Source organism: Micromonospora sp. LOL_013, assembly GCF_048060315.1.
Lineage (GTDB): Bacteria > Actinomycetota > Actinomycetes > Mycobacteriales > Micromonosporaceae > Micromonospora_E.
In genome coordinates, this window is sequence record NZ_JBHMIQ010000004.1 from 197727 (window position 1) to 209194 (window position 11468).

The 11468-nt window shown below is 72.1% G+C and carries 8 protein-coding genes and 1 pseudogene; 3 read left to right on the forward strand and 6 right to left on the reverse strand.

From position 1 onward, the window contains the following. Positions 1-107: 107 nt before the first annotated feature. Positions 108-1640 carry a protein kinase domain-containing protein gene (locus tag ACFHWS_RS04775; protein ID WP_416567701.1) on the forward strand — a complete coding sequence of 511 codons (1533 nt, stop codon included), beginning with the start codon at positions 108-110 and terminating at the stop codon, positions 1638-1640. Positions 1641-1642: 2 nt separating this feature from the next. Here ACFHWS_RS04775 and ACFHWS_RS04780 read toward each other — a convergent pair whose 3' ends face one another. The 3 genes from ACFHWS_RS04780 to ACFHWS_RS04790 form a co-directional block, all read right to left on the reverse strand. Next, positions 1643-2056, reverse strand: a complete 414-nt coding sequence (locus ACFHWS_RS04780) for a roadblock/LC7 domain-containing protein (RefSeq protein WP_416553467.1) — start codon at positions 2054-2056, stop codon at positions 1643-1645. Between the two features lie 5 nt (positions 2057-2061). Beyond that, entirely contained in the window at positions 2062-4782 is a 2721-nt protein-coding gene (locus ACFHWS_RS04785; RefSeq protein ID WP_416567702.1) for a nitrate- and nitrite sensing domain-containing protein, read from the reverse strand. Between the two features lie 100 nt (positions 4783-4882). Continuing rightward, on the reverse strand, positions 4883-6298 hold the full coding sequence (locus tag ACFHWS_RS04790) for an FGGY family carbohydrate kinase (protein WP_416553428.1): 1416 nt from the start codon (positions 6296-6298) through the stop codon (positions 4883-4885). 198 nt (positions 6299-6496) lie between these two features. On the opposite strand from ACFHWS_RS04790, the gene ACFHWS_RS04795 reads away from it, so the two are divergent. Next, on the forward strand, positions 6497-8542 hold the full coding sequence (locus ACFHWS_RS04795; RefSeq protein WP_416553430.1) for an anthranilate synthase family protein: 2046 nt from the start codon (positions 6497-6499) through the stop codon (positions 8540-8542). On the opposite strand, the gene wrbA is transcribed toward ACFHWS_RS04795, so the two are convergent. Then, positions 8517-9137 (reverse strand): NAD(P)H:quinone oxidoreductase, encoded by a 621-nt coding sequence (gene wrbA / locus ACFHWS_RS04800; protein ID WP_416553431.1) that lies wholly within the window; start codon positions 9135-9137, stop codon positions 8517-8519. The two genes, ACFHWS_RS04795 and wrbA, sit on opposite strands and share 26 nt — an antisense overlap. Before the next feature lie 315 nt (positions 9138-9452). On the opposite strand from wrbA, the gene ACFHWS_RS04805 reads away from it, so the two are divergent. After that, positions 9453-9887: a hypothetical protein gene (locus tag ACFHWS_RS04805; protein ID WP_416553433.1), complete on the forward strand. Its 435-nt coding sequence runs from the start codon at positions 9453-9455 to the stop codon at positions 9885-9887. A gap of 34 nt (positions 9888-9921) precedes the next feature. Here the strand turns inward: ACFHWS_RS04805 and ACFHWS_RS04810 are convergent, their stop codons facing one another. Continuing rightward, positions 9922-10908, reverse strand: a complete 987-nt coding sequence (locus tag ACFHWS_RS04810) for an FAD-dependent oxidoreductase (RefSeq protein WP_416553435.1) — start codon at positions 10906-10908, stop codon at positions 9922-9924. 152 nt (positions 10909-11060) lie between these two features. Further along, positions 11061-11468, reverse strand: a pseudogene (locus ACFHWS_RS04815) (hypothetical protein); the annotation flags it as partial.

The following is an 11468-nucleotide window of genomic DNA, read 5'->3' on the forward strand; positions in this document are numbered from 1 at the left end:
TGGCCGGCCGCGCGGGAGACGGCCGGGATTACATCCTCCGGTGGAACTCACCGTCGGTAACCAGAAAACCGCACCAAACCACACACGCACCAGGACAGACTGTGACCATGGTGTTCGGTCCTGGGTTGCGTCTCGACCGGAGATACGTATTGGTCGACCGGATCGGGCTGGGTGGGATGTCCGAGGTGTGGCGGGCCAGCGACGAACTGCTCGGCCGACCGGTCGCGGTGAAGGCGCTCACGCCGCCGATCGCGCCAGCGGTACGGGCCGCCTGTCGGAAGGAGGCTCAGGCCGCAGCCCGGATCACGCATCCGCACGTCACCCAGGTGTACGACTACGGCGAGGCAGCGATCATCGAAACCGACGTGGTGCCGTTTCTGGTCCTCGAACTGGTCGACGGGGAGAATCTCGCCGCCCGACTGGCTGGCGGGCCGCTGCCCTGGCAGGCTGCGGTCTGGTTGACCGCACAGGTGGCCAGCGGCCTGGCCGCCGCCCACCGGATCGGGGTGGTGCATCGGGACATCAAGCCGGGCAACATCATGCTCACCGCCAGTGGCGCCAAGATCCTGGACTTCGGCATCGCCGCGGTGGCCGACGGCCGACCTGCGCCCGACGCCGGCTGGTTGCTCGGCACCCCGGCGTACGCCGCACCGGAACGGCTGCACCACTGGCCGGCCCATCCGGCGGCCGACGTCTACGCCCTCGGCGCGCTCTACTACGAGATGCTGACCGGGGCACCACCCGTGCCCGCCGGCAGTTGGCGGGAGGCGGCCGTCCGACTGCAGCGGCCGGACCCGCCGGCGCGGCCCCGCGCCAACGGACTGCCCACCCCGGCCGCCGACCTCTGCCTCGCCTGCCTGAGCCGGGATCCGGCCCAGCGCCCGGCCGCTGATGAGGTCGCCGACGCCCTGCACACGGTGCTCGGCGTGATGGTCGAGTTCCCGTTGCCCGGCCCGCGCCCGGTCGGCGCTTCGCCCGGCGGCCGGACCTTGGTGGACCGGCTGCCGATGGCCCGGCCGGATGGGCCGGTGCTGCGGCGGGCCGCGTTGGTGACCCAGCCGGGCCGGCCGGCACCGCGGCGGGCCGCGATGGTGGCGCGGCCGGCCGGTCCAGCGGGCACGGCGAACCCGGCCGGCGCTCGACCGCCCACCGACCGCGCCCGGTTGTCCCCGACAGCGGTCGGTCTTGCCGGGGCCGGCGCGGCGGCGCTGCTCGCCTTCGCGGTCGTGGCAGCCGCGGTACTCGGCGCACCTCTGCCCGCCGCCGAACACGCGGCGGTGCCCTCGCCGGTTGCGACTGCGCCGGTGACCGAGGCGACCGGGCCACCGACCGGGTCGGATGACACGCCGCCGGAGCTGCTGGCCACGGCGGCGCGGGTGGTGGAGCAGTTCGATCTGCTCGTGGCCGACGGCTCCACCGACGGGCGGATCCGTGCGGATGCCGCAGCTGACCTACGCGACGCGGCCGACCAGTTGCGCGTCTCGGTGGCGGAAGGTGCCACGCCTGAGCAGCTACGACACCGGGCCGGCGAGCTGAGGTCGAGACTCGCCGGACACCGACGAGAGGGCACAGTGGAAACCAGTATCTCCATCCAGCTCGACCTCATGCTCACCACGCTCATGGCGGACGTCGCCGACTGAGTTCAGCGCGGCAGCGCCTGCTGCAGTTCGGCGCGCAACGCCGGAGTCAGCATCTCACCAGCCTGCTTGGCCAACCGCGCCATCTCATAGCCGACGACACCGATGTCCGCGTCGCTTGCGGCAAGCGTGGCGAGGATCGAACCATCCCGGATGTTCATGATCAAAAAATAGCCGCGGCCCATCTCGACCACGGTCTGCTTCACCACGTCATTGTCGAACATCTGGGCCGCGCCGCTGGTGATGCTCATCAGCCCGGAGGTCACCGCCGACAGCTTGTCGGCGTGGTCTCGGGGCAGATGTTCCGAGACCGAGACCAGCAGACCGTCTGACGACACCACGATGGCATGCGCGACACCCGGCACGCGCTCCGCGAACGCGCTCACCAACCAGCTGAGGTCGCGGGCCTCCTTGCTCAAGGTCATCACTCTTGCTCCTCCTCACCACGGCGGCCGGCCGGCGCCAGGGTCATTTCGCTGGTGTCCTCGGACTCAGCCCGCCGCACACCGCCGTAGAAGCGGGACAGCACGCTGCTGACCGCATCCGGATCCGGCTCGTCGACCGGCGCCGAGACGGGAGCTGCGGGAGATTCGGCGGAAACGGGCAACGACGCCATCGGCACCCGTACCGGTAGTCCCTTGCTGCTGGTCCCGGCGGTCACCGGAACCACCGGCGGCACTGGTGTCGGTGGTAGCGGAGCGACCGGTTTACGCTGCCGTTCCCACCAGACGCTGCCGCCACCGGCCGCAGCGCCGCCGGCCGAGGCGCCGCCGGCCGAGGCGAGGATGTCCTCGGCCCGCGCCGGTGTGGGTCGGCGGCCGCCGCGCCGGGCCGCCACGGCCCGGTCACCAGCGGCCGGTCCGGCCGGCAGCGCGGTCATCGGACTCAGCGTCGGTACCGCACGCGGCTGCTCGATCACAGTTGGTTGCGCCGACACGACCGGAACCGGTTCGTCCGCCGGAATCGACGGACGAGCGGCCGGCGGGGCGAACGCCGGCCTACGACCAGCCAGTGCGGCCGGTGGCTGGTTGGCCACCGGGTCACCGGCGCTGGCCCGCACCGCCGCCCCGACGGCACGCATCTCCCTGGTCGGATAGTCGGTGGGACTACGGCCGGCCGACACGACGTAGGGCGAACTTTCGTCCGGGGCGGCCAGCACCGTGCCGGGCAGCCACACGTTGGCCACCAGCCCACGTTCGGCCGGCCGCAACTGCACCCGTACCCCGAGCCGGGCGGCCAGGTGGCTGACCACGAACAGCCCCATCCGCTCGGAGGCGGCGACGTCGGCGGCAGGCGGTTCGGCCAGGGTCACGTTGGCCTGCTCGATCGCCTCGGCGGACATCCCCATCCCCTCGTCGGTGATCTCGATGAGAACCGACTGGGGCGCGTACTCGTGTCCGGTGACGTGCACGTTGGTGTACGGCGGGGAGAAGGCGGTAGCGTTTTCCAGCAACTCGGCGAGCAGGTGCACCAGGTCACCGACGGCGTGTCCGACGATCTGCAGCTTGTCCTCGACGTCGTGGCGGATCCGCGGGTACTGCTCAATCTCGGCGGCGGCGGCCAGGGTCACCGCCGACAGCGCCACCGGGCGGCTCCACCGGCGGCTTGCCTCGGTGCCGGCCAGCACCAGCAGGCTCTCGTCGTTGCGGCGCATCCGGGCGGCCAGGTGGTCGAGCTTGAACAGGTTATCCAGCTGGTCCGGGTCCCCCTCGTCGCGTTCCAGCTCGTCAAGCAGCTCCAGTTGCCGTTCGACCAGCACCTGGCTGCGGCGGGCCAGGTTGACGAACATCGCATTGACGTTGCGGCGCATCACCGCCTGCTCCACCGCGACGGTCACCGCGCTACGGTGCACCGCGACGAACGCCTCGGCGACCTCACCGACCTCGTCGCGGGTGCGTACCGCTGCCGGAGGAATCTCGATCTGCGGGATCCCGGACTCCACCGAACGGAGCCGTTGCAGAGTGTCCGGCAGGTCGAGCTGGGCGACCTGCAACGCCTGGCTCCGCAGGACACGCAGCGAGCGGGCGATCGACCGCCCGATCGCCACCGAGGTGAACAACGCGATGAACAGCACGCCGAGCACCGCCCCGGCGACCAGCACGGTCCGTTGCAGCTGCTGGTCGCTGCGGGCGTCGGCGAGGCTCACCGCGCTGCCCAGCACGCTCGACTCGACCTGGCGCAGCAGCTGGTGCCGGTCCTGGCTGGCGGCCCACCAGGCGTCCGGTTCCAACACCGCCGGACTGGCGGCGCCACCGACGATGGTGGTTTCCTCCAGTTCCACCGCGGCGACGAACCGGGGGTCGGCAGCGGCCTGGCTGTACCGGGCGATCTGGTTGCCGGTCGCGGTCACCCGAAACTCGGCGAGCGCGGTCAGTTGCTGCGCCCGTAGGTCGGTCAGGCTGACCTGGTCCTCCGGGCCGTACCGGCCGGCTCGGGCGGCGGCGTACAGCTGTGCCCGGATTCGGGAGCCGAGCTCCTTGACCCGGGCCAGCTGGACGCTGCGCAGCACCGCCTGGGTCAGCTCCGGTCGGTCCTGACCCGGCGACGGTTCGGCGAGTAGCTCCAGCAAAGCATCGATGGCCCGGGTGTAGTTGCCGAAAACAGTGTCGGCTCCGACCGCGCCGCCGGAGATGGAATCACGCAGCTGTGGCAGCTGGTCCAGTGATTCGAGCACCCGGCTGTAGGCAGTCTGCCAGGCCGCGTCCCCGCCGGACTGCGGACCGGCGGCGGCCAGGAAGTCGGCGATCCGGCGGTCGACCGCGTCGTAGTGTGGCTGCAGCACCTCGACGCTGCGCTCCGGGTCGAACCCGACGCCGGTCTGCCGGACCGCGAGTTCGCCGGCGGACCGGTCGCGTTCCTGCTGCAACTCGTGTACCAGGGCGGTGACCTGCTCGCCGATCTGCACCTGCCGGGCGAACTCGTTGAGCGCCGTCGCCTGGCCGACCAGTGAGCTGGTCTGTACCGAGGCGACCACCAGAAACGCCACCGATGGGACGATCAGAACCGCAGCGAGCTTCGCGCCCATCCGCCAGTCCCGGGGGCGCAGCCGGAGCCGACGACGGTGTGGCGTCACCCCGTCGTCGTCGGTCAGGCGGCGGCGGGGGTACGGCACCGCGTTGTCGTACGGGTTACCGGGAGCAACCACCACGCCTCCTCGCAGTTTCCCCGACACCGGCCAAGCCGAGGAGCGGAGTCCATCCAACCAGGCCACGTTCCGCTGTCAACGCGGCGGCCTGCGGGAAGACTCACGAAGGATACAGTGGCTGACTGGCGGGTAGCTTACCCGCCGACTCGCCATCGTCCGTCCGGCTGATGTCGCGTGCTGGCCCCGGCCCGTCGAGCCGGCCGAGCGCCACCAGCGCGGCCCCGGTGGCACCGACCTCGGGCTCGGCCATATAGCGCACCTGACGCGGGGCGAGTGCCGCACCGAACGCTCGACGCCACCAGTTTGACGCGGCGAGTGCGCCACCGCCGAGAACGACCTCGGTCACCGGGCCGGCCATCGTCGACTCGATCTCGTCCAGGTCACCGGCCACCTGCCGGCATACACCCTCCATCAGCCCGGCGAAGATGTCGACCGCCGTGGTGCCGAACCCCAGTCCGCGCAGCTCGCCGGAGCCGGCCGGGGCTCGGCCCGGCGGGCGGTCGCCGCCGAACCGGGGATCCGCCGGTACGCCCTCACCCGGCTCGATCAGTTCCAGCGCCCGTTCCAGCTCGGCGCCCTGCGGCAGGCGCAGTTCCCGGTTCGCCCAGCTGTAGAGGTTACCGCCGGCGGAGTAGGCCCGGCCGGTGACGATCCGGGTGTGGTCGACCCGGTAGCGCCACAGGTGCGCCGACAACGGCGGCAACGGGACCCCCGGCGCGGCCAGCTGGACCACTCGTACCGCCGCTGAGGTGCCGACGGTGACCGCGGCCCGACTGGGGTCCAGGCATCCGGAGCCGATGTTGGAGGCGGCGCCGTCGCCGATCGTCGGGGTCCAGGGCACGCCGGCCAACGCCGGCCAACGCCGGGCGAACTCGGCCCGCAGCTGCCCACGCCAGTCCGCCGGGGCCAGCTCCGGAAGCTCACCGGGACGCACCTCGGCCAACTGCACGGCCTCGGGGTCCCACTGCATGGTCACCAGGTCGAGCATGCCGGTACCGGATGCCTGGGACACCGACATCGGCGCAGGCCCGAGCAGACCGGTCAGCACATACTCCGGCAGGCCGACGAAGCGCGCCGGCCGACCGCCGCAGTGGCGGCGCAGCCACGGCAGTCGCACCGTCCAGTAGAAGCGGTGCCACCAGGTGCCGGTGCGCTGGTGGAAATCGGCCTCGTCGGCCGGCGCGGCCGCATCGGGCAACGCGGCCGGTCGGGTGTCCAACCAGGTCATCAGCGGGCCGATCGGGGCACCGGCAGGATCCAGCGGCAACACCGAGTGCCACTGGGCCGCCGAGGCAACCAACTCGACACCGTCGAGCCGGCCGGCCGAGTCGAGCTCGTCGACGCAGTCGATGAGAGCGGCCAGGTAGTCCGCCGGGTCGAGGGTGGCGGCGCCGTCCCGGTCGACCGCCAGCGCCACCTTGCGGCGGGCCAACGCGCCCTGCTGCGGCGCGGCCGCGTTGTCAAGGATCAGGCCGCGCACCGAGGAGGTGCCGAGATCGAGGGCGAGGATGCTCATCGTCGATCACCGTACCCAGCCACGGGCCTGGCCCGGTATGCTGTCGCCATGCTCGCGCTCACTCGTTGCTGGCGGCCCGCCGACCTGGCGGCCCCGCAGCGCGTCTAGCGCGAAACCATTTGGCCGCCCGTCGAGGCGGCCACCGGGTTCCCACCCGGGCAGTTCCTCGCCGGGCCGCCCGAAGCCCGGAGGGATCCGATGACCGACCACCTTTCCAGCCTGCTGCGCGCCGTGCACGACGGCGTCGACCCAGGTCCGTTCGCGCTGCTGCGTCGCGACGGCGCCGACGTCGTCGAACTGCTCCGCGGCGCACCGCACCGCGCCGACCGGCTGGCGGACATCCCGCTGCCGCCTGGACCGGCGAACCAGCCTGCGACGCTGGCGGTGGTTCCGTACCGGCAGATCGCCGAACGCGGGTTCGCCCGCGTCGACGACGGGCTTCCACTGGAGTGCATCCGGGTGTCGACCTACTGGCAGGTGCCGGTCGCGACGGCGATCCGCGACCTGCCCGGCACACCGGTGACGACCGACGGCGGCGGCTTCGACATCGCCGACGACGAGTACGCCGACCTGGTGGCCCGGGTGCTGCGGAACGAGATCGGCAACGGTGCCGGCGCCAACTTCGTGCTGCACCGTACCTACCGGGCCCGGCTGATGGCACCGGGCGGGTCCGCCGCCGACCGGGTGGGTCGCTCGGCGGCGCTGGTCGCCGGGCTGAGCGCGCTTCGCCGGCTGCTGCGCGACGAACGCGGGGCCTACTGGACATTCCTGGTCTACACCGGCGAGCGATTGCTGGTCGGCGCGACGCCGGAACGGCACGTCAGCGTCAGCGACGGACTGGCCATGATGAACCCGATCAGCGGCACTCTGCGGCATCCACAGGGCGAGCCAGATCTCGCCACCGTGCTGTCGTTCCTCGACGATCCCAAGGAGATCGAGGAGCTCTACATGGTGCTCGACGAGGAGCTCAAGATGATGGCGACGGTCGCCGAGCACGGCGGCCAGGTGATCGGCCCCTACCTGAAGCGGATGTCCCGGCTGAGCCACACCGAGTACCTGCTCGCCGGACGCAACTGCCACGACGTCCGAGAGGTGCTCCGGCAGACGATGTTCGCGCCGACCGTCACCGGCAGCCCGATCGAGAGCGCCTGCCGGGTGATCGCCCGGTACAGCCCCGGCGGACGCCGCTACTACGCCGGGGTGCTCGCACTGCTCGGCCACGACAGCGACGGCGCGCAGACGCTGGACGCCCCGATCCTGATCCGGGCCGCCGAGATCGATCTGACCGGGCAGATCCGGGTGCCGGTCGGCGCGACCCTGGTGCGTCACTCCACACCATCCGGTGAGGTGGCCGAGACGCATGCGAAGGCATCAGCGGTCCTCGCGTCGCTCGGTCTCGCCTCCGGGCCTGTCTCCGGAGCCGCACCCGGACCGGCGGTGCCGGCGGACCGGGCGGCGGCCGACGGTGCCGCCAATTGCGGAATCGGACTGCCGGCCGGGACGCCCGGCACCGGCGTCACCGCCGCGATCGCCCACCTCGAACACCCCACCGTGGTACGTGCGTTGGCCGCCCGCAACGACCGGCTGGCCCGCTTCTGGTTGGAGCAGCGGGTTCCCGGTGCGGTGGCCGAGTCCCAGTTGACCGGTCTGGACGTGCTGGTCCTGGACGCCGAGGACAGCTTTACCGGCATGCTCGCCCACCTGCTGCGGGCGCTCGGCGCGGCGGTCCGGCAGATCCGCTGGGACCAGATCGCGACGGTCGACCCGGCCACCGCGGACGTCCTGGTCGCCGGGCCCGGCCCGGGTGACCCGACCGACCCGGCGCAGCCCCGGATGGCGGTGCTGCGCCGGGTCCTGGACGCCGCGCTGCACCGTGGGCAGCCGCTGCTCGGCATCTGTCTGGGCCACCAGGTGCTGGCCGACCGGCTCGGCCTGGCGGTGACCCGCCGGCCACTGCCCAGCCAGGGACTGCAACGGGATATCGACTTTTTCGGTGTCCCGCGCCGGGTCGGCTTCTACTCAAGTTTCACCGCCAGCAGCTCCACCGCGAGCCTGCCCACCGCGTACGGGCAGGTCCGGCTGTGCCGGGACGAGACCGACGGCGCGGTGCACGCGCTGGTCGGCCCGCGGTTCGCCGGGGTGCAGTTCCATCCCGAGTCGGTACTCAGCCCGGACGGCCTGGACGTGCTGCGGGACCTGCTGGTCGGTCTGGTCGCGGTCAACCGGCGGCCAGACCGCGTTTGACCGCCGCGGCGATGTCGACCACCCGCCGGGCGGTCAGGGCGGTCGCGGTCAGCGCCGCCTCGTCCGGCGGGATTTCGCCGTTGTTGCTGGTGTGCGAGGCGCCGTACGGGTTGCCGCCGACGAACTGGCTCGGCTCGACGTAGCCGGGAGTGACCACGATGCCGCCCCAGTGGTAGACGACGTTGTACAGCGACAGCAGCGTCGCCTCCTGTCCGCCGTGCGCGGTGGCGGTCGAGCAGAACCCGGAGAACACCTTGTTGACCAGGATCCCCTTGGCCCACAGCGGCCCACTGCCGTCGATGAACTGCTTCAACTGCGCGGCCATCACCCCGTACCGGGTCGGTGTGCCGAAGATGACCGCGTCCGACCAGGCCAGATCGTCGATCTCGGCCTCCATCACGTCCTCGGTCTCCAACCGGTGCGCGTGCCAGCCGGAGTTGGACCGGATCGCCTCCTCGGGGGCGAGCTCGCGGACCTTGCGCAGCCGCACCTGCGCCCCGGCCTTCTCCGCTGCCTCCACGGCGGCCTGCGCCATCTGGTAGGTGGTCCCGGTGGCGCTGTAGTAGATCACCGACAGGTTGATCGGGTCGTCCATCGATAGCTCCTTCGGTACGGCTCGGGTCTGCCCCCGGTACCGCGCTACCCGTTCGTTGCGCCGGCAAACACCGGTGCCGGTCTCGGCCCGGACGGTGCCCACCGATCCGTCCGGTGCCGGGAGCGCGGCGCTCGCGCCGCCGGTCCGTGCACAACGCTGGATCCGGGATCGTGAACGAACGGACCCTGGGCGACGCGTGAACGGGGTAGGTAGTTTTCGTTACGACTCGGTCGCCGCTGCCGCCGACCCGCTCTTCCCGCCGGTGGGCCCGCCGGCAGCCCGGTGGGCCCGCCGTCGATCCTCTAGGAGGTCCTGATGCCTGACCGTCAGGCGCTCGCGTTGGCGTTCGAGGTTCCGGGCCTGCCACCACTGAAGAATCAGACGCTGTCCATCTTCACCGCCGGCAATCGGCAGGCAGCGCGGGTCCGTACCCTGCTGACCGCAGCGTGCGACGCGGCGCAGCGCAGCGGCTGGACGCCGCTGACCGAGCCGGTTGCGCTGGAGGTCGTGGTACGCCGCCCCAGCGAGCACCAGTTCGGCCATGCGACGAACTTCCTCGGCGGCATCGGCGACGTACTGCAGGACAAGCGCAATGAACCGGCCGGTGCCGTCGCCCACCTCGGCGTCCTCGTCGACGTGGCACTGTTCGTCACCGACCGGCAGATCCAGCGGATCTGCTACCGCGAGGAGTACGCCGACGACCCGTCATACCAGGTGACGGTCGCCGCGCTCGACCAGCCCGACGCCTGAGGCCGGCCCGGCGGCTCAGGCCAGCGCGGCACTGTCACGCCGCTCCGCCGACCAGCGATGCCACTTCGGCGGCGCAGCCCCAGCTCAGCGTCACGCCGGCGCCGCCGTGGCCATAGCAGTGGATCAGTTGGGTGACCCCGGACGGCGGCGCGGGATCGGCCTCCACCCGGGCACCGCCGTGCCGCCCGGGCCGCAGCCCGACCCGCTGGGCGAGGACCGCCGCACCGGCCAGCTCGGGAACGAGGGCGGCGCAGCGGGCCCGGATCGCCCGGCTCGTCGCCGGATCGGGCAGTTCGCCGTCGACGTCCGGCTCGAACGTGCCGCCGAGCACGATGTCGCGCCGCCGGGGGTGCACGTACGTGGAGCCGTCGGGGTGGTGCTCGTCGCGTACCGAGGTGGCGATGCCGGGATTGGCCACCAGCACCACCTGGCCGCGGATCGGATGCACCGCCGGATCGGCGGCCAGCCGGCCGGCGGCCAGGCCGGTGGCGTTCACCACCACCGGCGCCAGCTGGCCTGCCTCGGCCAGATTGGACAGGTCACGCTGGCGCAGCACGCCGCCGGCGGCGACGAACCGTCGGGTGAGCCAGTCCAGGTACGGCCGCATCTCCACGGTGGGCACCGTGCACCGCCACTCGGCCACCACGCCACCGGCCGGACCGGTGCCGGTGGCCGGCACCACCGGGGTGACCGGGCAGTATCGCAGGTCGGGTACGGCCGCTGCCCACCATGGTGGATCGTCGACCGGGGTTCGCAGCAGCATCCGGGTCGGTCGCATCACCACCCCCGGGACCGGCTGCCGGGCCTGGTCGGCCAGTTCGTCGAAGGTGTGACGGGCCCAGTCGAGCACCCGGGACGTGCCGTCGGTCCGGGTCGGGTACCAGACCGCGGCGGCCACCGCCGACACGGTCTGCTCGACGGGGTGGGCGGTGACCACGGTCACCCGTAGTCCCCGTTGCTGCAGCCGGACGGCACAGCTGAGCCCGATGATGCCGGCTCCGACCACCACCGCGTCAGACACCGTCTCTCCTGTCCGTCCCGTCCGCCCGGCCGGTCCGCTCCGAGCGGTACCCGTACCCGCCGGGCCACATCCTGCCGGACCGGGTCACCCTCCCGTGCGACGACCCCAACCGCAGCGGTGCCCGCGCCGACCCCCAGCCGCAGCGGTCGCGGTCAGTACCCGACATCGACGGCGACGATGAACCGGTTGCCGACGCCGACCTCGGCTACCCGTACCGGCGGCGGCTGGTCCGGCCCGCCGGCCGGGTCGAGACCGAGACCGTAGGTGACCCGGCCCTCGTAGTCGCCGGCGAACCCGTAGCCGCGCAGGCTGCCCAGCCGCAGCTGCGGGCCGGGCGATCGCTGGACCGACATCCGGCCGTACGCGTCGTGTGCCTGGGCGGAGACGAACCGGATCTGCAGGAAGCAGTCGCCCGCCAGGTCGACCGGCTCCCCCGTGCCGTCGAAGACGATCCGCGGTTGGTAACCGACCTCGTAGGACGGGAATCCGGACCGGAACACGAACGAGTCACCCTGTGCCGAGCACGCCGCTATGGCGTGAAAAACTGCGGTACGGTCGCC